The organism is Streptomyces sp. NPDC050610, assembly GCF_040654875.1.
Lineage (GTDB): Bacteria > Actinomycetota > Actinomycetes > Streptomycetales > Streptomycetaceae > Streptomyces.
In genome coordinates, this window is sequence record NZ_JBFAIV010000006.1 from 249,197 (window position 1) to 273,546 (window position 24,350).

Genomic DNA, 24,350 nt, shown 5'->3' on the forward strand with positions numbered 1-24,350 from the left:
CTTCCTCGTAACGTCCCAGCGCCAGCAACATGCCGAGAGCCCCGGGCGGAATCAGTAAGGCGACGAGTACGACGGCGAGCGCCTGCATTGCCCTGTCCTTCCGTGAGAACAGCATCCGGGTCACCCGGCGCCGCCCGCGCAAACCCCGCTCCGCCGCCGTGGAAAGTCCGCCGGCGCCTTCACGGACGCTTCGGGGCGCTCCGTCACGGACTCTTCGGGGGCGCCTCCGTCACGTCCAGGAACACCTGGTCGGCCTCGGGCCAGGTCTGTGCCACCGAGCGCTTGATGCGCTCCGAGACCGTCTCGACCTCCTCGCTGTCGAGGCCGGGCACCAGGTCGATACGGGCCGCCACGAGCGTCGAGTCGAGGCCGAGCCGCATGGTCAGCAGCGTGGCCACGTTGTCGATCTCGGGCTGCGCGTCCAGCAAGGCCCGTATCCGGCCCCGCAGCTCCGGGGCGACGGCCTCGCCGATGAGCTGGTCCCTGGCGTCCTTGCCGAGGCGGTAGGCCACGTACACGAGCAGCAGCCCGATGGAGAGCGAGGCCGCGGCCTCCCAGAGCACCTTGCCCGTGACCATGTGCAGGGCCATCCCCGCGATGGCGAGCAGGACCCCGACCACGGCGGTGCCGTCCTCCGCGACGACGGTGCGCAGCGCGGGGTCGCCGCCGAGCCCCGAACCGGGCTGCTTGCGCACCTGGTGCAGGGCGCGCAGCAGCGATCCGCCCTCGGCCGCCAGCGCCACGCCGAGGACCGCGAGCCCGGTCACGTAGCCGCCGGTGGTCTCCCGCTCGTGCGACCGCAGCGCCTCGACGCCCTGGAAGAAGGAGAAGCAGCCGCCCATCACGAAGATGCCGACGGCGGCGAGCAGCGACCAGAAATACCGCTCCTTGCCGTAGCCGAAGGGGTGCCGGCCGTCGGCGGGGCGGCGGCTGCGGCGCAGGGCGGCCAGCAGGAAGACCTCGTTCATGCTGTCGGCGACGGAGTGCGCGGCCTCGGAGAGCAGCGCGGGGGAACCGGTGGCCAGGCCGCCCACCGCCTTCGCGGCGGCGATCAGCAGATTGGCGGCCAGCGCCACCAGGACCGTCACCCGGGTCTTGCGGTCTTTACGGGCCTGATCGGTACGGTCCTGATCGGTACGGGTCTGGCCGGCAGGAGCCTGGTCGGCGCGGTCGTGGTCGGTGGCGGCCGGGCTCGTACGGGGCCCCTGCGTACGAGCCCGGTCCGACCCCTCGGCCTGGTCGCCCCGGTCCGTGCGGTCGTCCCGGTCCGTGCGGTCCGGGGTCACCGCGCGGACCGGTCAGGCCGTGTCACGGCGTTCCAGCTCCGCCAGACGGTTCTGCAACCGCTCGTTCTCCGCGGCCAGTTCGCGGTGACGGGCGCCGGAGGAGAGCGACGGGTCGTCCTCCCACCAGTCGATGCCCATCTCCTTGGCCTTGTCGACGGAGGCGACGATCAGCCGGAGCTTGATGGTCAGCAGCTCGATGTCGAGCAGGTTGATCCGGATGTCGCCCGCGATGACGATGCCCTTGTCGAGTACGCGCTCCAGGATGTCGGCGAGGTTCGCGCCGCCCTCGGGGCCGTACGTACCGGGGAGGCGGCTCGCGGTCGTCATCGGCGGCCGCGGTTCCCGGCGTGCGCGTACTCCCGCTGCTTGCGCGCGTCCGTGTCCTCGTCGTCGACGTCGGCCTCATCTTCAGCCTCGTCGGTGTCCTCAGCCTCGTCGGCGTACTCGGCGTCCTCGTCGACCAGCTCGCCTTCGACTTCGCCTTCGTCCTCGTCCTCGGCTTGGCCGTCCGCTTCGGCGTCCTCGGCTTCGTCGTCGTACGCGGCCTCGTCCTCGCCGTCGTCCTCGTTCTCGACGTCGGCTTCGTCCTCCGCACGGTCCTCGCGGTCCTCGCGGTCTTCCGTACGGTCCTCCTCGCCGTCTTCTGTACGGTCCTCTTCGCGGCCTTCCTCGCGCTCCTCCTCCGCGACCGCGTCCTCGTGGCTGACCACGACCTCGCCGTCCCGGATCTCGCCCCGCCAGCCGTCCTGGGCCTCGCCGCGCAGCGAGATGTGCCGTGCGAAGTTCTTGAGGTCCAGCCGGGCGCGGCGGCCCTGGGCGCGCCAGATGTTGCCGGTCTTCTCGAAGAGGCCCTTCGGGTAGTACTCGATGACCAGCAGCACCCGGGTGAGGTTCTCCGCCAGCGCGTGGAACGTGACGACGCCCTTCGTGGTGCCCTTGGCGCCCTCCGAGGTCCATACGATCCGGGCGTCCGGCACCTGTTCCGTGGTGCGGGCCTTCCAACTGCGGGTCGACCAGAAGACCTTGAGCTTCCAGTCCGAGCTGGTGTCGTCGGCGGAGTCCGCGCTCCTGACGCCCTTGGCGAAGGTGGCGAACTCCTGGTACTGGGTCCACTGGTCGTACGCCTCGCGCACCGGAACCCCGACGTCCACGGACTCCACGATGACGGTCGGCTTCCGGCCGCCGCCGCCCTTCTTGCGCTTGCCGCCGCCCAGTCCCTTGACCGACTCCACCACGTTGTCCTTGAGGTGGGACGCGCCCGCCTCTACGGCGCTGCGCACCGGGCCCTTGCCTTCGGCGATCTTCCGGCCGCTGTCGAGCGCCAGTTTCGCGAAGCCAGGGCTGCGGCCCTCGGCGATGTCGGTCAGTTTCACGGTGCTCTCGCCGAGCTTGCGGCCCGCGCCGGTGAGCAGGCGTTCCGCCTGGGCGAGCGCGTAGTGCTGGAGTTCCGTCTTGAGGCGGTCCACCGCCGGGTTGGCGGTCAGGGGCTCAGCCACGGTCGCCACCCGCCTTCGTCGTCCGCGTACCGGCGGCCTTGCCGGTGGTCTTGCCGGCCGTCTTCCTGACGGGCGACCTCTTGGCCGTACCAGCCGTACCAGCCGTACTAGCCGTACCAGCCGTACTGGCCGTGCGCTGGGCCGACTTGGCGGCGGTGCCGGCGGCCTTTCCGGCCGGGCCGGACCTGCGCGCGGCGGGCTTCCGGCGGGGTCGGCCGCTCGCGGTGGAGGACTCCTCCGCGTCGCCGTCCGCGTCTCCGCCCGCGCTGTCGTCCGTACCGTCGTCCGCGCTGTCGTCCGTACCGTCGTCCGCGTCGCTGTCCGCGGCCTTGCCGCCCGCCGGAGCGCGCTTCGCCCGCCTGGACCGCGCCGAACCCGAGCCCGAGCCTCGTTTCTTATCGTTCTCGTTCTCGTTCTCCGGCTCCTCCTCGGCGTCCTCGTCGCCGCTGCCGGAGAACTCCGGCACCACGCCCGACAACCGGTCCTGGACCCCGGCCGTACGGTCGTGCAGCCGGTCCGCCAGCCCCTCCAGCTGGCGGTTGACGAGCGCGCCGGTCGCGGCCTTGCCCACCCCGCGCAGGTCGTCCCGCAGCTGGTCGCCGATCTCCTTGAACTGGGGGTTGTGCGCCAGTTGCGCGGCGGCGAAGTCCGCTATCGACTTCGGGTTCAGCTGGAGGCGCTTGCCCATCACCAGCGTCCCGATGCCGAAGGCGAGTTTCGCCTTCTTCGTCCGCCCGAGCAGGTATCCCGCGCCCACGCCGAGCCCTATTGCCAGCCGGCTGTTCATATCTCTCCTGTTCCGCTCTGTTGGCTCTGTCCGCTCCGGCTCTGGAGCCGGTCGAGGAGTTCGTCCTCGCGCCGGTCGAATTCGTCCTCGTCGATCTCGCCCGCCTCCAGCCGCCGCGAGAGGTCGGCCAGTTCGCTCTGTACGGCCGACGGGTCGTAGTACTGCCGCTCGGCCTCGGTCAGCACCTGCCGCAGCACCCAGCCGGTGCCGCGGAGTGGGGCGACGGGCAGGAGCAGCAGCTCTCCCAAGAGGCCCATGGCGTCAGTCCACGAAGCTGTACGGCGGCAGGGGGCCGTTCACCCGCAGCACGAGGTGCGGGTTCTCGTGGCGCAGCGCCGCGACGGCGGCGACGAACTCCTCGCCGTGCTCCCGGTCCACCAGGAACGAGATGTTCGCCAGCCAGCCCCCGCTCGGCGGCCCGGGGCAGGCGTCCTCCGCGGCGCCTTCGAGGGCGTGGTGCAGCAGCGCCGCGTCGCGCGGCTCGCGCTCCTGCACCGCCGTCGCGACCAGTTCGCCGAGCCGCAGCCGGTCCTCCTGGCTGCCGCCGCCCGCCGCCTTGTTGGCCTCCCGCAGCTCCCGCAGCTCGGGGGCGTCGATGAGCACCCGGTGGAGCACGGCCTCCTCGTCGTGGGTGGCCTTCACGTTGTACTCGGCCTTGCCGTCGAGGGTCTTGAGCCGTTCGAGGTAGTGCTCCTCGTGCGCGGCGAGCGCGGTGGTGACCGCGTCGTCGTCGGGCGAGACGCCGCCGAACCGCATCGGCAGCACGGGCCCGGCGGAGCTCGCCTCGGCCAGCACGCCCTGGTGCGCGAGCAGTTCGCGCCGCTTGGGCCTGAGGTCCGGCGGCGCGTCGCTCACCAGGGCCGCCAGCCGGCCCGCCGTGACGCTGCGCACGGGCCGGGGCGGGTCGCCGATGCCGACCGTCTCCTCGGGGAGGCGCGGATGCGAGCTGCGAGTGATGCCGTAGACGTACGTGCTCACTCCTGCTCCTCCTTCCGGCTCCGCGAAGCGGTGCGCTTGGCCCGCGGCCTGGACTCGCCCTGGCCGCTCTGGCTCTCCTCGCGGGCCTGGCTGAAGGCGTTCGAGACGGTCTCGGCGGCGCCGGACAGGGCGCCCTTGGACTTGCCGCGGGCCCCGGACTCGGTGACCTCGCCGACCAGGTCCGGCAGGCCGGGGTTCTTGTGCGGCCCGGCCTCCAGGTCGAGCCGGTTGCACGCCTCGGCGAACCGCAGATAGGTGTCGACGCTCGCGACGACGACTCGTACGTCGATCTTCAGGATTTCGATGCCTACGAGCGAGACACGGACGAACGCGTCGATCACGAGCCCCCGGTCTAGGACGAGTTCAAGGACGTCGTACAGGCCGCTGGTGCCGCCCGAGCCCCCGCCTTGCTGTGCCGGGACAACAGTCATCGCGTGGTGCCTTCCTCTCGTGGGGATGAATAGTGATGGATGGGGATGGATGGGGATGGTCTGGTCTGATCTGGGGATGGGTCGGTCCTGGGACGGACTGGGAATCGGGGTGGGTCGGGCCGGATGGGTCGGGCCACGGGGCGGTGCGCTCTGGGGGGATACGGGCCGCGCCGCCGGGCCGCTGTCCGCTTCGGAGTAGCCCTCAGGGGCGGGACCAAACACCGTGGCTGCTCCCGAACCGCCCTCGGTGCTTTTCCCCGGCCGTCCCCGGAGGGGTTTCCCGATAGTTCGCAGAACTCTTCCTCAACCGCTCCGAGGACGTTTCTTCAACTGCTCCGAAGCTGTTTCCCCAACCGCCCCCGAAACGCCGTCCCGACCGGGCCGCGTCGCTGGTTTTCCGGCGGACGCGGTCGCAGGTTTTCCGTCAGACGCATGGGATACCCGAGTCCCGTGACCGGGTACGGGTGCATCCCGGCAGGCCGGCGGCCCGGCCCCGCCCCCGGCCCGCTGACCGCGGGTGCGCAGCGGCTGAGTGCGGGTGCGAGGCAGTCTGCGAGCGCCTGCGGGGAGGAAACAAGAATCCCGTGAAACCCCAACTACCTCTGGAACAACTGGCGGTGTCCGCCTACTCCATTCCCACCGACGCGCCCGAGGCCGACGCCACCTTCGACTGGGACGCGACGACCGTGGTGGTCGTCGAGGCCCGCGCCGGGACGGTGTACGGAACGGGCTGGACCTACGCCCCGGCCGCGGCCGGGCTGCTCATCGACGAACAGCTGGCGCCCGCGACGCTGGGCCGCTCGGCCATGGACGTGCCCCGGCTGCACGACGCGATGTGCAGGGCGGTGCGCGACTCCGGCCGCCCCGGCATCGCCTCGTGCGCGATCTCGGCCGTGGACCTCGCGCTGTGGGATCTCAAGGCCCGGCAGTTCGAGGTGCCGCTGGTGGGGCTGCTCGGGGCGGCCCGCGAGACGGTGCCCGTGTACGGCAGCGGCGGCTTCACCACGTACCACGACACGCATCTCGCCTCGCAGCTCAGCGGCTGGGTGCACGGCCAGGGCATCCCCCGGGTGAAGATCAAGATCGGTGAGGGCCGGGGCCGGGCGGTCGTCCGCGACCTGTCCCGGGTCCGGCAGGCCCGCCACGTCATCGGCGACAAGGCCGAGCTGTACGTGGACGCGGCCGGCGGCTACAACCGGAAGCAGGCCGTACGCGTCGGCGGGGCGCTCGCCGAGTACGGCGTCGGGTGGCTGGAGGAACCGGTCTCCGCCGACGACCTGAACGGCCTGCGGCTCATCCGCGACACCCTGGTCTGCGATGTCGCGGCCGGCAAGTTCGGCTACGACCTGCCGTACTTCGCGCGGATGGTGAGCGCGGGCGCGGTCGACTGCCTCCAGGCGGACGCCACCCGCTGCGGCGGGATCACGGAGTTCCTCCGGGCGGCGGCGCTGGCGCAGGCGCACGGCCTGGAGATCTCGGCGCACTGCGCTCCGCACGCGCACGCCCACGCGGCGGCGGCCGTGCCCAACCTGCGGCACATCGAGTGGTTCCACGACCACGTACGCATCGAGTCGACGCTGTTCGACGGCGCCCTCGACCCCTCGGGCGGCGAGCTGACCCCCGGCCAGTCGCCGGGCCACGGGCTGACGCTGCGCCGCGAGGACATGGAGCCGTACCGGATCGCCTGAGCGGCCTGCCGTGGGCGGGCTCCGGCCCGCCGCGTCAGGCGCGCGACCGTACGCCCCTCCGCTCGGCCGCTCGGCCGCTCGGCCGCTCGGCCACACGGCCGCACGGCCGCTTCAAGCGCGCGCCCCGGCTCGCCGTGTCAGGCGCGCGCCCCAGCACGCCCCGGCGCGCCTCAGCACGCCCCGGCGCGCTCCAGCCCGTCCCCGCGCGCCGCCGTCCACCTCGATCTGCCGCCGCCTGCCTCTGCCCGTCTCCATCCGCCTCCGCCTGCTCTCACCTGCCTCCGCCCGCTGTCGTACGCGCCTGAGCCGGTCGCTCGTACCCGACCCGGCCCGCTGCCGGAGGTTCCCGCTCCGGTGCACGGGTACTCGGACGGCCCGGCGGACAACCGAGCCGGGACTCCCCAGGAAGGCAACCGCACATGCCCGAGAAGTACGACGTCGTCGAGCTGCTGGAGCAGCAGCACGTCAGGATTCGCGGCCTCTTCGAAGAGGTCGCCGAGACCAAGGGGGACGAACGGACGCGCCACTTCCGGAAGTTGACGCACCTGCTCGCGGTGCACGAGACCGCGGAGGAGGAGGTCGTCCACCCCTTCGCGAGCAAGCACATCGAGGGCGGCGAACGGGTGGTCAAGGACCGGATCGAGGAGGAGAAAGGCATCAAGCGGACCCTCGGCCGGCTGGAGGACCTGGACCCCGACTCCCCGGAGTTCCTGAGCCTGTTCGCGGCGCTGCGCCAGGACGTGCGGGCGCACATCGAGGCCGAGGAGCGCTACGAGTTCGCGCACCTGCGGTCGGTCGCCGACCGGAGCGGGCTGGAGCGGCTGGCCGCCGCGGTGAAGGCCGCCGAGGCCCTCGCGCCGACCCGCCCGCACCCGGGGATGGACACGGCGCTGAGGAACCTCATCGCGGGCCCGGTCGCCGGCGTCGTCGACCGCACCCGCGACGTCGTACGGAAGGCCATGGGCAACCCCTGAGCCCCGGCCCGCGCCGGACGAGCGGAGACCGGAGGACCACAGGGCCGGAAGACCTGAACACCGGACATGAGCGTGCCCCGCCCGGACCGGGCGGGGCACGGCTCTCGTACGCGTCTAGTCATGTGTCTCGTACGTGTCTCCTACGCGCGGACTGTGGACTTCGGGATGCGCCGTCAGGGGGCCGTGGCCAGCGTGAACGAGTGGCCGGCCGGGTCGGAGTAGGTGCGTACGTCCCGCGGACCGCCGTTCTCCTTGGTGTCGATGGGCCGCGCGCCCAGGTTCACCGCTTCGCGCTCCGCTTCGTCCATGTCCTCGCGGGCGACGACGATCCGCAGGTGCGCCTGCTGGGAGTCCTCGGGGCGCGGCCAGCTCGGCGGCGCGTAGCCGTGGTCCCGGTGGATGGCCAGGAAGACGCCGTAACGGCCGGCGACCTCGACGAAGTCGGGGTCCTTGCCGATCCGGCTCTCCCCGCCCAGCAGGCCGGCGTAGAACTCGGCGAGCTGCTCGGGCTCCGCGCAGTCCAGGACGAGGACGGTGGTCTTCTCTACGGTCATCGTCTTCCTCTCTGATTCGGGAATTTCAGAATCTGCGAATGTGAGAATTGAGAATCGGGCCGAAGTCGTGCTGATCCAGGTCGAGTCAAGTCGAGTCAAGTCCGGTCGGGTCGAGTCGGGTCGAGACAGATCGAATCAGATCGAGTCGCGTCGAATCGAATGGAGTCGGGACGGGCCGGAAACAGGCCAGGTTCCGTGTCCCCCGCCAGGCCCCTCCCAAACGGCTGACCCGCACATGCGCCGGCTCGCCCGTACCGCCTCATCCGTACCGGCTCGCATAAGCCGGCTCACACGTGCCGACCGCCGAAGCGGAGTTTTATCTTCCTGGCGGATGGCTGTTCTGGACCCGGCAAAATGGGGGCAGATACACAAGAGCGGGGAGGAGTTCGACGGCAGTGGACGGTAACGATGGACAAGCGTGTCGTGGCCAAGACCTTCGTGGAACTGGCGGGCGGCCTGGACGGGGCCTTGGCCCCGTCGGCCCTGCTTCGCCTGCTGAGTGACCGCTGTGTGAGAGTGCTCGGCGCCGACGCCGCCGGGGTGCTGCTCGCGGACCGGGCCGGTGAACTGAGGCTGGTGGCCGCCTCCGACGAGCACGTACGGCTGCGGGAGCTCTTCGAGGTGCAGCGGGAAGAGGGCCCCTCCCTGGACTGCTTCCGCAAGGGCGCCGCCGTTGCCGTACCCGACGTGAACACGGAGGCGCGCAGCCGGCCGCGGTTCGTCGCCCAGGCCCGTCGCTGCGGCTTCACCGCGGTCCATGCCCTGCCGCTGCGCTGCCGGAACGAGGTCGTCGGCGTCCTGAACCTCTTCTGCGTCGAGCCCCGGCGCCTCGGACCGGCCGGCTCGCACATAGCCCAGGCCATGGCCGACGTCGCGACCGCCAGCTTCGTGCGGCAGTGCGCGATTCGGCGCGGCCAACTGGTCAATGAGCAGTTGCAGACCACTCTGAACGACCGGATCGTGATCGAACAGGCCAAGGGCAAGCTGGCCGAGCGCCTCGGCGTCGATATGGAGCAGGCGTTCGCCACGCTGCGCGGCTACGCCCAGTCGCACCGCCGCCGGCTGCCCGACGCGGCGTGCGACGTCATCGACGACCGGGTGGCGCCGTCCGCTCCGCGCGACTGACCGCCGGCCGTCCCGGCTCCGTGCGCGGGCCGGCCCGTTTGCCGGGCCGCCGCGGGGCCGGCCCCGCGGCCTCCGCGAAGACCGACAGGCGGCGTCGGAGCCCGCCCGCGCTCAGGGCTCGGGACACCGCGGGCGACGGCGCGACGATCCGCAGTTCGCCGCCGAGCGACCGGGCCCGGCGGGCGGTGGCGACGAACACGCCGAGGGCGAGCGCGTCGCAGTACGTGACGCCCGACAGATCGAGGACGAGCCGGACGCCGGGGCCCTGCGCCTTGCGCAGGAGTTCGCGCAGCCGCGGCACGGTGGCGAGGTCCAGCCTTCCGCTGACGTCGATCATCGAGGTGACGGGAGCCGCGACCGCCACCGCGCGGACCGGGTCGAAGGCGGGGAGGGAGGGTTCGAGACCTGCGAGCATCGTGCGCGCCTCCTCGGAGCGGAGCGGTTCGCATATCGCCGGGTCCGGGGCGCACCACTCAGAGTAGCCCCGCCCGCACGCCGCGAACAGCGCCGGTGCACAGTCGCCCGGCATACGCCCGCGGGGCGGACGCACGTATGCGCCGGGGGAGTCCTGGAGGAGCCGGGGGCGCGCGCAGGAGCGCGACCGCACGCCCGATGCGCGAGGGGCACCCACCGGCGGCAGCCGTCACGCCCCCTCCGCCTCCAGCCCCGCGACCGCGACCGCCTCCACCAGACGCCGGGCGGCCACCGGCGGCAGCCGTCACGCCCCCTCCGTCTCCAGCCCCGCGTCCGCCTCCGCCACCGCCAGACGCTCCGCCGGCAGGTCCAGCGAGCGGCATACGAGCAGGTAGACGCCCGCCGATACGAGCAGCCCCACCGGCATCGACAGGTCCAGCCCGCCCAGGAGCCGGGCCATCGGGCCCTCGGCGTCGCCGATCACCGAGAACGGCAGCATCACCGCGAAGCCGGTCCCGTACGCGACCAGCCCCCGCCAGTTCCAACGCCGGTAGATCCCGCGCGGGTTGAAGATCTCCCGGATCGAGTAGCGGCCCCGGCGCACGAGGTAGAAGTCGGCGAGGTTGACGGCCGTCCAGGGGGTGAACAGGGTGCCGAGGACGGAGAGGAAGTGGCCGAACTCCTCGACGAAGTTCTCGCTCGCGCCGAACGCGATCACCGTCGACGCCACGGCCACGACGCACAGCGCGCCGATCCGCCGGGCGACGGTCAGCCGGAACCGGCCGAGCGAGTCGAGGCTGGAGAGCAGGGTGAGGCTGCCGCCGTACACGTTCAGCGCGCCCATCGTCAGCAGCGGCAGCACCGTGACGACCAGCAGCACCACCCCGAAGCCGCCGAACGCCCGGTCGCCCGCGGAGATCACCGACTCCACCAGGCTCTTCCCGGGGAACAGCCCCGCCGCCACCGTGCCGACCAGCATCATCCACGCGCCGCCGACGCCCGCGCCCAGATAGGTCCACCAGAACGAGGAGCGGACGCCGACCGACGGCGGCAGGTAGCGGGAGTAGTCCGAGACGTAGATGGACCAGGAGAGCTGGTAGACGGCGGCGGTGAACATCTGGATCAGGAACGGGGTGAGCGCGAAGGACCCCAGGTCGAGCTGTGCGTGGGTGAAGGGGTGGACGACGAGCACGCAGACGGTGAAGAGGGCCAGCGCCACCATCACCACGTACGTCAGCCAGCGGGACGCCTTGTGGATGACGTCGTAGCCGACCACGGCCAGCACGATGGCGATCAGCGCGTAGCCGATGTAGCTGCCGCCGGCCGGCACGTCGGCCAGGTGGTCGAGGGTGGAGCCGACCAGGATCTGGTTGAAGGCGTTGTAGCCGATGTACGTCGTCAGCGCGACCAGCCACACCAGCAGCGCCCCGACGAACCCGAACTGCGGCCGCGACTGCACCATTTGGGGCAGTCCGAGCTGCGGTCCCTGGGTGGAGTGGAAGGCCATGAAGAACGTGCCGAGCGCGCAGCCGAGCACCACCGCGATGGCCGTCCAGACGAGGTTGCCGCCGAGCCCGACGCCGATCGCGCCGGTCGCGACGGTGGCCAGGTGGGCGTCCCCGGCGAACCACACCGGGAAGAGGTGCCACACCTTGCCGTGCCGCTCGGCCAGCGGCACGTAGTCGATCGACCGCGCCTCGATGACCGGCTTGCGGCCGCCGTCCGGGGGCGGCGCTCCCGCCCCCGCCCCCGAGCGCGCCGGGCCGTCGGCACCCGTGGTGCCGGGTGAGCCAGTGGTGCCGACTGCCATGTCGCGTCTCCTCGCTGCTGATCGCTGTTGGTTGTCGTTGATTGCCGCTGATCGCTGTTGTCGCTGCTGGTCCTCGGTGAGTTGCTCGCTGTCTCTCCCCGACCGGGCGGGCGGTTCGCTCGGGCGGTCCGACGGCGGTACGGGTGTGGGGGGCGGTACGGGCGTACGGGCGGCGTGGGCGCGTACGGGCAGTGGCGCGGGCCTGGGGGGCGTACGCGCCCACGCCGCCCTTCCTGTTCGCGCCCCGCCGCAGCCGCCCCCGCCGTCCTGCCGCGCCCTCAGCCCGTCCGGTTGAGCGCCGCGTAGGCAAGCCGTTCCAGCAGGAGCGCGGACTCGCGCGGCGCGTCCGTCGCGGCGGTGATCACCTGCTTGGTGACCGACACGGCCAGCGGCGGATGCCCGGCCAGCTCGCCCGCGATCTCCAACGCCCGTTCCAGATGCGCCCCTTCGGGCGTGACCTCGCTGAGCAGTCCCCACTCGCGCGCCTCGGCCACCGGCATCCGGCGGGCCCGCAGCACCAGGTCGCGGGTGCGGGCGGGGCCCACCGCCCGTACCAGCCGGGTGATGCCGCCGGAGCTGGGCAGGATGCCGAGGCCGACCTCCGGCAGGCCCAGCCGCGCCGTGTCGTCGGCGACGCGAATGTCGGCGGCGAGCGCCAGCTCCAGGCCGCCGCCCAGGCAGTGGCCGGCGATGGCCGCGACCGTGGGCTGTTCCAGGGCGGCGACCTCCTCGTAGACCGCGCCGGACGCCCGGTAGTAGGCGGCTATCGCCTCCGGCGTCATCTCGCGCAGCTCGCCGACGTCGGCCCCGGCGGAGAACACCGCCGGGCCGCCGGTGATCACCACGGCCCGGCTGGTCCGTACGGGCTCCGAGCGCAGCGACGCGAGGAGTTCGGCCTCCAGGTGGGTGGAGAGCGCGTTGAGCTTCGCCTCCCGGCGCAGGGTGAGCACGGCCACCGCGCCGTGCCGCGCGGTGTGGACCGTACCGAGGGCGTCGTTCGCGGTGTCGGCCGTACCGAGGGCGGCGGCGTCGGCAGCGCGTGCCGTGGCGGGGGCGTCGGCCGTACCGAGGGCGTCGTCCACTGCGTCGTCCGTGGCGTCCGCCGCGCCGGGGACAGCGGCGCTCACTTACGCCTCCGTCCGGAAGGAGAGCAGCCCGGACAGTCCGCGCTTGTCGATCTCGTTGGCGATGACGAGGCGCTGGATCTCCGAGGTGCCCTCCCAGATGCGGTCCACGCGCAGCTCGCGCCAGATCCGCTCGACGGGGTAGTCGCGCATGTAACCGCGGCCGCCGAAGATCTGCTGGGCGCGGTCGGCGACCCGGTTGGACGCCTCCGAGGCGGCGAGTTTCACCGTGGCGGCCTTGGCGTGCAGCAGCTTGCGGCCGTCCACGGTGTCGTCGGCCTGGTCGAACTCCCAGGCCACTTGGTGGGTGAGGGCCCGGTTGGTGGCGATGTCCACGACGGAGTCGGCGAGCATGCCCTGGATGAGCTGACGGTTGATCAGCGGTTCGCCGCCCTGCATACGGCCGCGCGCCCACTCGGTGGCCAGCGACAGGGCCCGTTCGGCGGCGCCGATGGTCCGGGCGCCGATCATCAGCCGCTCCTCGGTGAACCAGTCGCGGGTCAGCTCGTACCCCTGGCCGACGCCGCCGAGCACGGCGCCCGCGCCGACTCGTACGTCCTCGAAGACGAACTCCGGGTGCTCGTAGACGAAGGTGTGCGTGTAGCGCGGGGTGCGCTTGAGGGTGACGCCCGGGTGGTCCTTGTCGATGATGAAGAGGGTGGGCGCGCCCTCGCCGCCGGCCGTGCGCACATTGGCCAGCACGATCAGGAAGTCCGCGGCGTCGCCGACCGTGACGAACCACTTCTCGCCGTTGATGACATAGCCGTCGCCGTCCGGTTCGGCGGTGGTGGCGATGCCGGACGGGTCGGAGCCCGCGTCGGCCTCGGTGATCGCGACGGCGTCGCGGCAGCGGCCCTGGATGCCGGGGAGCAGGTAGCGTTCGCGCTGCTCGGGGGTGGCGGCGCGCAGGCAGTTGGCGGGGCGCCAGACGGTGTCCCACAGTGCGTTGGTGAGCTTGCCCAACTCGTCCTGGACTACTGCCTGTTCGAGGACGCTGAGGCCCGCGCCGCCCCACACGGCGGGCATGTTGATCGCTTGCAGGCCGCTGGCCAGCACCTCCTCGCGGATGGCGGCGAGCGATTCGGGCGGCAGGCCGTTGTCGGCCTCGCAGGCGTCCTCGTACGGCATGATCTTCTCGGCCAGCCCGGCCGCGCGCCGCTTCAGCTCGGCCAGCCGGGGGGTGAGGGCGAACTCCATATCCTGCTCCTTATCAGTGCTACGCGTCGTTCCGTACGCGTTGAGGTCGCGGTTCAGTTCTCCAGGACGATCCGGGCGTCGAGCCCCAGGCAGCCGTCCGCCGTCGCCAGCAGGGGGTTGACCTCCAGCTCGGCGATCTCCGGGTGGGCGGCGGCGACTTCGGTGACCGTCGCGACGGCCGCGGCGAGCGCGTCGAGGTCCACGGCCGGCCTGCCGCGCACGCCGTGCAGCAGGGCGGCGGCGCGCAGCTCGCCGAGGATCGCGCGGGCGTGCGCGGGGGCGACCGGGGCCAGCGCGAAGACGACGTCGCGCAGCACCTCGGTGGCCACCCCGCCGAGCCCGACCATCGCCACCGGCCCGAAGCGGGGGTCGCGCCGCACGCCGACGATCAGCTCCACGCCGCCGCCGAGGTCGGCCATCGCCTCGACGCAGAACCCCGGCGGGTCCAGCCGCCGCGCCATGTCGGCGTGGGCGGCGCGTACGGACTCCTCGTCGCGCAGGCCGAGCGCCACGCCGCCGGAGTCGGACTTGTGCAGCAGACCGAGCGCCTTGAGGACCACGGGCCCGCCGATGGCGCGGGCGGCGTCGGCGGCCTCGTCGGCCGTACGGACCAGACGGGCCGCGGGGAAGGCGACCCCGGCCGTACGGATCAGCTCGCGCGCCGACCAGTAGCCGTCGTCGTCCACCGGGGGCGCGGTGGGCGTCGGCCGGGGCACGGGAGGCGGGGCGGTGCGCCGGGCCAGCATGCCCAGCGTCCGGGCGGCGTCCTCGACCGCGCCGAACACCGGCACACCTTGGGCGCGCAGCACGTCGGCGGCCGGGCTGTCCGCGCACATCGTGTGCACGACGACGGGTCTGCCGTGGCGGCGCACGGACTCGCCCATGGCGCGGGCGGTGGCGAGTTCGCGGGCGGCCAGCGCCTCGCCGTACGTTCCGTAGCCGCCGAAGTAGCCGGTGACCAGCACGGAGTCGGTGTCCGGGTCGGCGAGCAGCGTGTCGAGGGTGCGGGTGAAGGAGGAGATGTCCTGCTCGCCCGCGCCCGCCAGGTCCACGGGGTTGCCGACGCCCGCGGAGGGCGGCAGCCCGGCGCGCAGCGCGTCGGCCGTGGCCGGGGCGAACTCCGGCACGTCCAGCCCGCACGCCTCCGCGACGTCGCAGGCGACCGAGGCGTGGCCGCCGCCGTCCGCGAGCACCGCGACCCGGCGGGCGGGCGCGGGCCCGAAGCGGTGCAGCGCGGCCAGCAGGTCCGCCATCTCGCGGGGGCTGTGCACACGGTCCGCGCCGGCGGCCCGGCAGGCCGCGTCGATCACGGAGGTGTCGCTGGTCAGCGCCCCGGTGTGGGACTTCGCGCCGCGCACGGACGCGGCGCTGCCGCCGACCGTGAGGAGCACGACGGGCTTGCCCGCCGCGACGGCGTCCGAGGCGGCGGCGACGAACGCGCGGCCGTCGCCGAAGTCCTCGCAGTAGACGGCGATCAGCTCGGTGCCGTCGTGGGCGGCGTAGGCCCGTACGAGATCGGCGGCGCCCAGGTCGGCCTGGTTGCCGAGCGAGGCGAAGCGGGAGAAGCCGAGGCCGCGGCCGGTGAGGAAGGCGCTGAGTTCGAGGGCCATGTTGCCGCTCTGCGAGATCAGCCCGACCGGGCCGGCCGGCAGCGGGTTGGAGGCGAGGTACAGCCCGCTCGTACTGTCCAGCACGCCGAGGCAGTTGGGGCCGAGCAGCACCGCGCCCGCCCGGCGCACCCGTTCGGCGAGCGCCGCCTCGCGCGCCTTGCCGTCCGCGCCCAGCTCGCCGAAGCCCGCCGTGATGCCGACGATCGCCCGCGCCCCCACGGCCAGCGCCTCCTCGACGGCGGCCTCGAACCCGGCGGCGGGCACGGCGATCACGACGAGGTCCACGGGGCCGGGCACGTCGGCGAGCGAGCGGTGCGCGGGGCGGCCCAGCACCGGGCCGCCGCGCCGGTTGACGAGGTGCACGGGGCGCTCGCCGCTCATCCGCAGCGCCTGCACGCTGATCCAGTTCCCGTACTTGGACTGGTCGTCGCTGGCGCCGACGACGGCGACGGAGCGGGGCGAGAAGAGCGCGTCGAGGTCGCGGCCGGGAGCGGTGGGGGCGGTGGAACCGGCGGGGCCGGTACGGGCCGTGGTGGCGAGCGTCATCGGGGGACCTCCGGGAGGGGCGCGGGTACGGGGTGGCCGGTGCCCCAGGCGTCCGCTCCGCCGTCGACGACGACGGTGGTGCCGGAGACGTAGGCGCCGCCGGGGGAGGCGAGGAAGGAGATGACGCCGGAGACGTCCTCGGGGCGGCCGAGCCGGCCGAGCGGCACGGCCTGCTCCCACTGGGCGCGTTCGGCGTCCGAGTAGGCGACGTCGAGGCCGTCGGTGGCGATGGTGCCGGGGGCGACGCAGACCGTGCGGATGCCGTAGCGGCTCCACTCCAGGCACAGCCCCGCGGCGAGGTTCTCCACGGCGGCGCGGGCGGCGGTGGCGTGCACCATGCCGGGGATGCCGCGGCGCGGCGAGAAGGCGATGAAGAAGACGACGCCGGAGCGCTGCGGGAGCATCGCGCGGAGCGCGACCTGGCGGGTGACGTCCCAGGCGGCGTCGACCGCGAGGCGGTGCACGGCGCGCCAGCCCTTGGGCGTGATCTCCTCGGCGGGCGCGGTGAACTGCCCGCCCGCGTTGTTGACCAGGACGTCGATCCGGCCGTACGCCTCGACGGTCCGCTCCACGACCTGGGCCACCTGCTCCTCGTCGCGGATGTCGGCGGGCAGCGCGAGGCAGTCGGCGCCTGCGGCGGCGAGCTCGGCGCGCACCTCTTCGAGGGGTTCGGGGCGGCGTCCGCAGACGACGACCTTCGCCCCGCCGGCGGCGAAGTCCCGCGCCGCCGCCCGGCCGATGCCGGTGCCGCCGCCGGTGATCAGCGCGACCTTTCCGGCGTGTTCTGTGCTCCGCACGGAGTCTCCTCCTCGGTACGACCGGAGTGTCTGACTGATGCGTCAGTTAGCTCCTTCGGTCGAGCCGGTGTCAAGAGAAAAAACAGAATTGGCGCGGCCAGATGCGGTATTGAAGGTCTGACGTGCGGATCTTGCCTTTGACTGGCGCGTCAGTAGACTGGGGGCCGCAGGGAGCGACCGGAACCGATGGGGGGAGACGGCGGACATGGCGGACAGGCCCCGCAGCGACGAGGACCGCCGGGAGGCCATCCTGGAGGCCACCTGGCAGCTGATCGCCGAACGCGGCTTCCACGCCGTGCGGATCGCGGACATCGCCAAGGTCTGCGGCACCAGCACCGGAACCGTGCACTACTACTTCCCGGGCAAGAACGACGTCCTCACCGCGGCCCTCAAGTACTGCGTGGAGCAGGCGTTCAACCGGCAGAGCGTCGAGCTCAAGGCCATCGACAACGCCCACGAACGGCTCCTCAAGCTCATCGACATGCAGCTGCCGCGAGTCGGCCGGGTCCGCGACGAGTGGTCGATCTGGCTCCAGTACTGGGCGGAGGCGGTCGTACGCCCCGAATTCCGCCCCGCGCACAACGAGTTCTACGCCCGCTGGCACGAGGCGGTCGTACGGACCGTCCGGCGCGGCACCCGCCAGGGCGTCTTCCGCGCCGACGCCGACCCCGAGAACGTGGCCCTGCGGCTGACCGCGCTCACCGACGGCGCGGCGATCCAGGTCCTCACGGGCGCGCCGGGCATGACGATCACCGTGATGCGCGAGCTGCTGGTGGACTTCGTCTCCCGCGAACTGGTCGACACCGGGGCTGTGCCGGCGCGCGGCTGAGCTCCTGGGCGCGTACGGACACTGCGGCGTGTTCGGGCGCTGCGGCGCGTACGGACGTCTCGGCGCGTACGGACGTTTCGGAGACGTACGAGCGCTGCGGCGCGTACGGACGTCTCGGTGCGTACGGACGTTTCGGAGACGTACGGGCGCTGCGGCGCGTACGGACGTCTCGGTGTGTACGGACGTTTCGGAGACGTACGGGCGCTGCGGCGCGTACGTACGCCCTGGCTCGGCCCGCCCCGGCTCGGCCACGACGCGGGCCCGGCCCGAATCCCCCTGTTCCCTTTGGCTCGAAATCGCCTGAAACATTTCACCGTGCCCATCGCGTCAGTCAGATGTAGGCGATGCTCAGGTGACGATCGGGGTGGGGATGAGAGCGTCCGACATGGACGGCTTTCTGGAGTTCGCGGCGGGCCGAAGCGGGCATCTCTTCCGCTCCGCATGCCTGCTGACCAGCGGTGACACCCACCTTGCCGAGGATCTCGTGCAGGAGACCCTCGGCCGGATGTACGTCGCCTGGCGTCGCGTCTCCTCGATCGGCAACCCCGCCGGGTACGCGCAGACCGTGCTCGTACGGGCCTTCCTCACCCACCGCAGGCGGCGCAGCAGCCACGAGCGGCCCACGGACGAACTGCCCGATCTGCACGCGTCCTGCGACGACGCGACGCTGCGGCTCGCGCTGCTCGGGGCCCTCGGACAACTGTCGGCCAAGGACCGGGCGGTGGTGGTGCTGAGGTACTGGGAGGACCGCAGCATCGAGGAGACCGCCGAGGCGATGCGCGTCAGCTCCGGCGCGGTGCGGAGCAGGTCCGTACGGGCCCTGGGCCGGCTGCGCGAACTGCTGGGCGGCAGCCTCGCCGAATACGCCGGGCGCTGAGCCGCCCGGCATGCCGCGCACTGAAGTACCCGGACGAGAGACGGTGGTTGCTCATGGACACTGGCCCTGACCCTTCGAATGGCCCTGGCCCTCACCCTGATCCTTCGAAATCCGCTGAACCTGGCCCGCTCGCCGCCGCCTTCGAAGGCGAGCTGGGTGACGCGCTGCGCAGGACCGGCGATGACTTCACGGCCGACACCCGGGCCCTGACCAACGGCGGGCTCGCGCGCGGACGCGCCCTCAAGCGGCGGCGCACCGCGGCCGTCGTGGGCGGCGCGGCGGCGCTCGCCGCGGTCGTCGCGGGCGGAGCGGTGCTCACCGGGGCGATCGGCACGGGCCCGGAGAAGCGCCCGGTGGCCGGGCCCGGCCCGCACCGCGGCGCGTCGGGGAAGGCCGTCGGCGGCCCGGGCGGGACCGTCACCGACGAAGGGATGGTCGATCTGCTCAAGGAGGCCCTGCCGAAGGGGAAGACCTCCGGCGGGCAGGGCCGGGGCTTCGGGCCGAAGGACGCGGACAAGAGCGCGTACGCGCAGGTGGTCTACGACGACGGGAAGGGCGCGGCGGCGGTCGATGTGGTGATCGGCTCGCAGGGGGACTACCGGTGCCCGGACCCGACGCAGGTGCCCGACACGCAGTGCACCCGTACGGAGCTGGGCGCTGGCTCCGCCCTGGTGAGCTCCAAGGGGTACGAGTACCCGGACCAGCACGGCGGCATCAAGATGTGGCAGGTCACCTTCGTCACCAAGGAGGGCCGCTACGTCACCGCGTCCGAGTGGAACGCGCCCGCCGAGAAGGGCGAGCCGATCACCCGCGAGAACCCGCCGCTGGACATGGAGCGCATGGCCGATCTGGTCCGGGACGCCCGGTGGGCGCCCGTACTGGCCGCCGTGCCGCGCGCTCGGCCCGTGACCGGACCGGGCGCGATGGACGTCAAGGCCATCTTCCGGCGGCTGCTGCCCAAGGGCCCGGCGTACGGGGAGGTGGCCGCGGACGGTGAGTACGCCCATGTGACGGCGGACGACGGGAAGGGCAAGAGCCTCGTCCAGATCAATGTGCAGCCCAACATGCTGGACGCCGAGAAGGACCTGTTCCGGGACGTCGAGGTCACGGCCCTGCCGGACGGCACGAAGTTCGCCGTGCGCAAGGCGCCCGGCGAGAAGGGCGGGGCGGGGGTGGTGATGTGGACGGTCGACACGGTCCGGATGGACGGGCTGCGCGTCGTGGTCAGCGCGTTCAACTCCGGCAGCCAGGCATCCGCCGCCACCCGTACCGACCCCGCGCTGACGATCGCGCAGCTCAAGTCGATCGCACTGGCGGAGGACTGGCGGCGGGGCCGGTAGCGGCGGGGCTGGTAGCGGCGGGACCGGGCCCCGTACGGGCTCGTCGGGTGAGGCCCGTATGGACTTGGCCGGGTGGTTCGTACGGGCTCGTCGGGTGAGGCGCGCACGGACTCGGCCGGGTGGTTCGTACGGGCTCGCCGTGTGAGGGACGTACGGGCTTGGCCGGGCCGGCCCCGTACGTGCCTGTCACACATGAGGGAGCGCGGACGGCCCCAGGCCGCCCGCGCTCCCTCGACTGCCCGCCGGACCGGCCGGCGAGGGTCCTCCGGTCAGAGGTCGAACTCGTTCGGGTCAATGCCCACCGCGTAGCACGCCTCGCGGACGACGGCCTGCTCCGTCTTGTCGAAGTCGCCGTCGGCGCCGCCGATCACGATGCCGATCTGGATGACGGCCCGCGCCTCGGTGGGCTTCTTCTGCACCTTGCCGATGGTCTGCAGGATGCTGACCTTGCCGAAGTCGAAGTCGGCGGTCAGCTTCTGGCAGTAGTCGTTGAAGCGCGCCTGGAGGTCGTCGGCGGGGAAGTTCTGGAGCACCTCGTTGGTGCCGATCAGCGAGGCGACGCGCTGCCGCTCCGAGGCGTCGATGGACCCGTCGGCAGCCGCCACCAGCGCACACATAGCCATGCTCGCGTCACGGAACGCCCCGCTCTTGAGGTCGTTCTTCTTCGCCACCAGCTGGCCCTGCATCGTGGTCGCGGAATCCTTGAGCTTGTCCCACAGCGCCATGTGCGTTTCTCTCCTCATGCAAATAGGGGTGCACAGGCAGAACTGCGGCAGGGGTAAAGAAGTTCCCAAGAGCGCCGGACGCGCCCCTCAGGTCGTGACCGGGTCCAGGACCAGCGGCTTGAGCCTGCCCTCCAGCATCGAGCCGAGGCCCTCGACCGCGCACACGTCCGCGTTCCGCGCGACGTGCACCGGCATCCCCGTCGCCGACCTCAGCATCTTGTCCAGCCCCGGCAGCCGGGCGCTGCCGCCGGCCAGCATGACGCCCCGTTCCCCGAGGTCCGCCACCAGATCGGGCGGGCAGAGCCGCAGCACGCGCCCGATGGAGTCGAGTACGGCGGTGAGCGGCGTGTGGATGGCCTCCCGCACCTCCCGGCTGCCGACCCGTACGGACCGGGCGCACCCGGTCGCGACGTCCCGGCCGTGCACCTCCGCGCCCTCCCAGTCCTCCGGGCCGCTCGCGCCCATCGCCAGGTGCAGGGGGCGCAAGCCCTGGCTCGGCAGCACCAGTTCGTGCGCGTTGCGCAGGTGCTGCACCACGGCGTGGTCGATCGCGTCCCCGCCCAGCGGCACCTTCTCGGCGGCCACGATCGAGCCCAGCGAGAGCACGGCGACCTGGGTGGTCGCCGCCCCGCACACCACGATCATCGTCGCCTCCGCCTGCTCCACGGGCAGGCCGCAGCCGACCGCCGCCGCGATCAGCGTGTCGACCAGCTCGACGCGGCGCGCCCCGAGGCCCGTCATGGTCTCGACGGCGGCCCGCAGCGCCAGCGGATCGGCCTCGTGCGGGATGCAGACCGCCGCCCGCAGCGCCGGCTTGCGCCGCCATGCCCTGCGGACCTTGTCGCCGACGAGATAACGCAGCATCCGCTGGGCCATGTCGATGTCGACGACGGTGCCGCCGGAGACGGGGCGCACCACGCGGATGTGATCGGGCGTACGGCCCGCCATCCGCTCGGCGAGCGTGCCCACGGCGATCAGGGCGCCGGTGTTGGTGTTCACGGAGGCGACGCTCGGCTCGTCCACGATCAGGCCCTGATGCTTGAGGTAGACGCGGGTGCGGGACGCCCCGAGGTCGACGGCTACGTGGCAGCGGCGCAGCTGCTCAAGGCTGAGAGTCATGGGCCCATCGTGTGGTCGCCGGGGCCCGCCCGCATGTCGGGATGCGCCGCACGGGGGAGGGGCGGTGACAGATCGTCAGGCACGGTCCGCCGGGGCGCCGGTCCGCCGGGGGGCCGGTCCGCCGGGGGGCCGGATCGCCGAGGCGCCGGACACGACGACGGCCCGGCGCCGCTTCCGCGCGGCGCCGGGCCGTATCGCTCAGCGGGCCCGGCCGCCGGGCGGCGGGTCCGCCGACCCGCCGCCCGATGCCCCTCAGCCCGTCGGACTCAGCCCACCAGGTGCTTCCCCGCCGGAACGTGGACGGCCTTGCTCCGCAGCACCTCGTTGCAGTACTTCACGTCGCCGGTGTTGTTCACGTACTTCGCCGACACCCAGGTGGCACGGTCCCGCAGCAGGTACCAGATGGTGTTCCCTTCGATGTTCTGCGCGCGGACCTTGCACCGGAGGCCGATCTGGGCCCCGTTATTGAGGCTGCCGCGCTTCGAGGAGTCCTTGCTGGGGTACTGACGCTCAAGCAGTACGTCTCCGTGGGTGACGACCGTGCCGTACGGCTTGGCGGGCGCGGCCATGGCCGGGGCCGCCGGGGTCGGCGAGGCCTGGGCCGGGGCGGCGGCGAGCAGCGTGGCGCCGAGGGCGGCGGCCGTGGCGAGCGCGCCGGCGCCGGCCGCGGCCTTCTTGCCGTGGGCGACGAGAGTGGCGAGGGTGGGAGTCATGGACATGAGGGTCTCCTGATCCTTGTCGCGAATGACGAAATATGACGTTACGCGCGTCAAGCCCCGTAATTCCGGCGAAACTTCGGTAAGAGAGCCGTTCGCGTGACGCCCGGTTGGCGGGTTGTCAGGCCCGCCGGTGGTCCCTCCTGAAGGCGAATCGTTACGCCTTGGCGTCCGCGTAGCACTCGACGACCGCCGTGGTGAACGCGAACCGCACCGGCGTCTCGCCGAAGGCGGCGCGCCCGGCCCGGTCGCCCGCCGCGCGGACCGCCTCGACCACGGCGTCGGCCTCCTCCGCCGGGCAGTGCACGATCACCTCGTCGTGCTGGAAGAAGACGAGCTCCGCGCTGAGCGGCGCCAGGTCCTGCCGCAGCGCGGCCAGCATCAGCACCGCCCAGTCCGCCGCGCTGCCCTGCACGACGAAGTTCCGGGTGAACCGGCCGCGGGCGCGGGAGGCGGGCGTCGAGCCGTACGTGCGTCCGTCCGAGGCAGGTGTCTCCTCCTGCGGAAGCCCCGCCTCGTCGGCCACCGCCAGGGACGCGGGCGGGCTCGTGCGGCCGAGCCAGGTCCGTACGAGCCTCCCCTCCTCGCCGGCGCGGGCCGCGTCGTCCACGTACGCGACGGCGGCCGGGTAGCGGCGGCGCAGATCGGCCATGTGCTTGAGCGCGTCGCCCGAGGTCTGGCCGTAGATCGCGCCGAGCATCCCGATCTTGGCGCGGTCCCGGTCGCCGCCGAAGGCGCGCTCCGCGAGGGCCGCGTACAGATCGCGGTCGCTGTCGGCCGCCGCCATCAGCCCCGGATCGCGGGAGACGGCGGCGAGCACGCGCGGCTCCATCTGGTCCGCGTCGGCCACCACCAGGCGCCAGCCCGGATCGGCGACCACCGCCCGCCGGACGACCTTCGGGATCTGGAGCGCGCCCCCGCCGTTGGTGGTCCAGCGGCCGGAGACGGTGCCGCCCGGCACGTACTCGGGGTGGAACCGGCCGTCGCGCACCCACGACTGGAGCCAGGCCCAGCCGTGCGCCGTGTGCAGCCGGTAGAGCTTCTTGTACTGGAGCAGCGGCTCGACCGCCGGGTGGTCGATCTCCTTCAGCTCCCACGCCCGCGTCGAGGTCAGCGTGATGCCGTCCCTGGCGAACGCCTTCACGATGTCGGCTGGCAGATCCGGCCGCACCCGCGCCCCGCCGAACGCCTTCGAGACCTGCTCCGCCAGCTCCGCCAGCCGCCGCGGCTCCAGCCCGCCCGGATAGCGCTCGCCGAGCAGCTCGGCCAGCAGCTCCCGGTGCACGTCCGCCCGCCAGGGCACCCCGGCGCGGTTCAGCTCCGCCGCCACGAGCGTGCCGGCGGACTCGGCGGCCGTCAGCAGCCGCAGCCGGCCGGGGTGTTCGGCGGCGTCCATCCGGGCCAGCTGCCCCGCGTACACCTCCAGGAGCGCGTCGAGGGGATCGGCGCCGGTCGGCAGCGGCACCGGGCCCGGCGCGAAGAGGGACGGCTGGGTGTCCGCGGCCCGTATGGGCGAGTCGTCGGGCACCGGCAGCCCGTGCAGCCGCGCCCAGGCCGCCGCGAGGGAGCGCGGCTGGCCCGTCTGCCCCTCCTCATGGCCGATGAGGAGCGATTCGGCGGCCTCCACGTCGTAGCACCGCTCGACGCGGACCCCGGCTTCCAGCAGGCGCGGGTACGCCTCGGCGGTGGACCGCCAGACCCAGCGGTCGGCGTCCGGCTGCGACCGTACGGCCTCGGCGAGGCTCCCGGCCGTACGGGCAGCGGAAGCGGGCCGTCCGGCGGGCGTCAGCGGGCAGAGACGGACACCCCCGTCGCTCGCCTCTGCCGCCGCCCACCTCATGGAGGGAGTCTGGCAGGGGGGTCTGACAATGGGGCGGGTGTGCGCGCCGCGGGGGCGGGCGCGGCGGTATGCGCGGGTGTGACCCCA

Annotated in this window: 24 protein-coding genes; 6 read left to right on the plus strand and 18 right to left on the minus strand. The window is 72.9% G+C overall.

Features of this window, described 5'->3' with window-relative positions; all coding sequences use genetic code 11:
* Positions 1-203: 203 nt before the first annotated feature.
* The 7 genes from AB0I22_RS10445 to AB0I22_RS10475 form a co-directional block, all read right to left on the minus strand.
* Entirely contained in the window at positions 204-1,088 is an 885-nt protein-coding gene (locus AB0I22_RS10445; protein WP_363130387.1) for a cation diffusion facilitator family transporter, read from the minus strand.
* A gap of 210 nt (positions 1,089-1,298) precedes the next feature.
* Positions 1,299-1,613 carry a gas vesicle protein gene (locus AB0I22_RS10450; RefSeq protein WP_363130291.1) on the minus strand — a complete coding sequence of 105 codons (315 nt, stop codon included), beginning with the start codon at positions 1,611-1,613 and terminating at the stop codon, positions 1,299-1,301.
* Positions 1,610-2,782 (minus strand): SRPBCC family protein, encoded by a 1,173-nt coding sequence (locus AB0I22_RS10455; protein WP_363130292.1) that lies wholly within the window; start codon positions 2,780-2,782, stop codon positions 1,610-1,612. Before AB0I22_RS10455 ends, AB0I22_RS10450 begins: the two co-directional genes overlap by 4 nt.
* Positions 2,775-3,569 carry a DNA primase gene (locus AB0I22_RS10460; RefSeq protein WP_363130293.1) on the minus strand — a complete coding sequence of 265 codons (795 nt, stop codon included), beginning with the start codon at positions 3,567-3,569 and terminating at the stop codon, positions 2,775-2,777. Before AB0I22_RS10460 ends, AB0I22_RS10455 begins: the two co-directional genes overlap by 8 nt.
* Positions 3,566-3,826, minus strand: coding sequence for a gas vesicle protein GvpG (locus AB0I22_RS10465; protein ID WP_363130294.1), 261 nt, complete (start codon positions 3,824-3,826; stop codon positions 3,566-3,568). The genes AB0I22_RS10460 and AB0I22_RS10465 overlap by 4 nt, the downstream gene beginning before the upstream one ends.
* A 4-nt stretch (positions 3,827-3,830) precedes the next feature.
* Complete coding sequence (locus tag AB0I22_RS10470) at positions 3,831-4,547, minus strand: GvpL/GvpF family gas vesicle protein (protein ID WP_363130295.1); 717 nt, start codon at positions 4,545-4,547, stop codon at positions 3,831-3,833.
* On the minus strand, positions 4,544-4,978 hold the full coding sequence (locus AB0I22_RS10475) for a gas vesicle structural protein GvpA (RefSeq protein WP_363130296.1): 435 nt from the start codon (positions 4,976-4,978) through the stop codon (positions 4,544-4,546). Before AB0I22_RS10475 ends, AB0I22_RS10470 begins: the two co-directional genes overlap by 4 nt.
* Before the next feature lie 584 nt (positions 4,979-5,562).
* On the opposite strand from AB0I22_RS10475, the gene AB0I22_RS10480 reads away from it, so the two are divergent.
* On the plus strand, positions 5,563-6,666 hold the full coding sequence (locus AB0I22_RS10480; protein ID WP_363130297.1) for an enolase C-terminal domain-like protein: 1,104 nt from the start codon (positions 5,563-5,565) through the stop codon (positions 6,664-6,666).
* 419 nt (positions 6,667-7,085) lie between these two features.
* The gene (locus tag AB0I22_RS10485; protein ID WP_363130298.1) at positions 7,086-7,640 is read left to right on the plus strand and encodes a hemerythrin domain-containing protein; all 555 of its coding nucleotides are present in this window, start codon (positions 7,086-7,088) and stop codon (positions 7,638-7,640) included.
* A 173-nt stretch (positions 7,641-7,813) separates the two neighbouring features.
* Here the strand turns inward: AB0I22_RS10485 and AB0I22_RS10490 are convergent, their stop codons facing one another.
* Complete coding sequence (locus AB0I22_RS10490) at positions 7,814-8,194, minus strand: VOC family protein (RefSeq protein ID WP_363130299.1); 381 nt, start codon at positions 8,192-8,194, stop codon at positions 7,814-7,816.
* 408 nt (positions 8,195-8,602) lie between these two features.
* On the opposite strand from AB0I22_RS10490, the gene AB0I22_RS10495 reads away from it, so the two are divergent.
* Complete coding sequence (locus AB0I22_RS10495; protein WP_363130300.1) at positions 8,603-9,319, plus strand: GAF and ANTAR domain-containing protein; 717 nt, start codon at positions 8,603-8,605, stop codon at positions 9,317-9,319.
* Here the strand turns inward: AB0I22_RS10495 and AB0I22_RS10500 are convergent.
* The 6 genes from AB0I22_RS10500 to AB0I22_RS10525 all read right to left on the minus strand — a co-directional run bounded on the left by AB0I22_RS10500 (position 9,279) and on the right by AB0I22_RS10525 (position 16,817).
* Entirely contained in the window at positions 9,279-9,734 is a 456-nt protein-coding gene (locus AB0I22_RS10500; RefSeq protein ID WP_363130301.1) for an STAS domain-containing protein, read from the minus strand. The genes AB0I22_RS10495 and AB0I22_RS10500 overlap by 41 nt on opposite strands.
* A gap of 303 nt (positions 9,735-10,037) precedes the next feature.
* Positions 10,038-11,543: a cytosine permease gene (locus AB0I22_RS10505; protein ID WP_363130302.1), complete on the minus strand. Its 1,506-nt coding sequence runs from the start codon at positions 11,541-11,543 to the stop codon at positions 10,038-10,040.
* A 278-nt stretch (positions 11,544-11,821) separates the two neighbouring features.
* Entirely contained in the window at positions 11,822-12,670 is an 849-nt protein-coding gene (locus AB0I22_RS10510; protein WP_363130303.1) for an enoyl-CoA hydratase/isomerase family protein, read from the minus strand.
* Positions 12,671-13,864, minus strand: coding sequence for an acyl-CoA dehydrogenase family protein (locus AB0I22_RS10515; RefSeq protein ID WP_363130304.1), 1,194 nt, complete (start codon positions 13,862-13,864; stop codon positions 12,671-12,673).
* A 53-nt stretch (positions 13,865-13,917) separates the two neighbouring features.
* Positions 13,918-16,020 (minus strand): acetate--CoA ligase family protein, encoded by a 2,103-nt coding sequence (locus AB0I22_RS10520; protein ID WP_363130305.1) that lies wholly within the window; start codon positions 16,018-16,020, stop codon positions 13,918-13,920.
* On the minus strand, positions 16,017-16,817 hold the full coding sequence (locus AB0I22_RS10525; protein ID WP_363130306.1) for an SDR family oxidoreductase: 801 nt from the start codon (positions 16,815-16,817) through the stop codon (positions 16,017-16,019). Before AB0I22_RS10525 ends, AB0I22_RS10520 begins: the two co-directional genes overlap by 4 nt.
* Positions 16,818-17,022: 205 nt before the next feature.
* Here AB0I22_RS10525 and AB0I22_RS10530 point away from each other — a divergent pair, with 205 nt between their 5' ends.
* The 3 genes from AB0I22_RS10530 to AB0I22_RS10540 all read left to right on the plus strand — a co-directional run bounded on the left by AB0I22_RS10530 (position 17,023) and on the right by AB0I22_RS10540 (position 19,863).
* Positions 17,023-17,646: a TetR/AcrR family transcriptional regulator gene (locus AB0I22_RS10530; protein ID WP_363130307.1), complete on the plus strand. Its 624-nt coding sequence runs from the start codon at positions 17,023-17,025 to the stop codon at positions 17,644-17,646.
* Between the two features lie 370 nt (positions 17,647-18,016).
* Positions 18,017-18,523, plus strand: a complete 507-nt coding sequence (locus tag AB0I22_RS10535; protein ID WP_363130308.1) for a SigE family RNA polymerase sigma factor — start codon at positions 18,017-18,019, stop codon at positions 18,521-18,523.
* A 53-nt stretch (positions 18,524-18,576) separates the two neighbouring features.
* Positions 18,577-19,863, plus strand: coding sequence for a hypothetical protein (locus AB0I22_RS10540; protein WP_363130309.1), 1,287 nt, complete (start codon positions 18,577-18,579; stop codon positions 19,861-19,863).
* 269 nt (positions 19,864-20,132) lie between these two features.
* Here the strand turns inward: AB0I22_RS10540 and AB0I22_RS10545 are convergent, their stop codons facing one another.
* The 4 genes from AB0I22_RS10545 to AB0I22_RS10560 all read right to left on the minus strand — a co-directional run bounded on the left by AB0I22_RS10545 (position 20,133) and on the right by AB0I22_RS10560 (position 24,263).
* Positions 20,133-20,588 (minus strand): TerB family tellurite resistance protein, encoded by a 456-nt coding sequence (locus AB0I22_RS10545; RefSeq protein ID WP_363130310.1) that lies wholly within the window; start codon positions 20,586-20,588, stop codon positions 20,133-20,135.
* Positions 20,589-20,675: 87 nt separating this feature from the next.
* Positions 20,676-21,707: a rod shape-determining protein gene (locus AB0I22_RS10550; protein WP_363130311.1), complete on the minus strand. Its 1,032-nt coding sequence runs from the start codon at positions 21,705-21,707 to the stop codon at positions 20,676-20,678.
* Positions 21,708-21,973: 266 nt separating this feature from the next.
* The gene (locus AB0I22_RS10555) at positions 21,974-22,426 is read right to left on the minus strand and encodes an SH3 domain-containing protein (protein WP_363130312.1); all 453 of its coding nucleotides are present in this window, start codon (positions 22,424-22,426) and stop codon (positions 21,974-21,976) included.
* A 154-nt stretch (positions 22,427-22,580) separates the two neighbouring features.
* The gene (locus AB0I22_RS10560; protein WP_363130313.1) at positions 22,581-24,263 is read right to left on the minus strand and encodes a bifunctional 3'-5' exonuclease/DNA polymerase; all 1,683 of its coding nucleotides are present in this window, start codon (positions 24,261-24,263) and stop codon (positions 22,581-22,583) included.
* Positions 24,264-24,350: the final 87 nt, after the last annotated feature.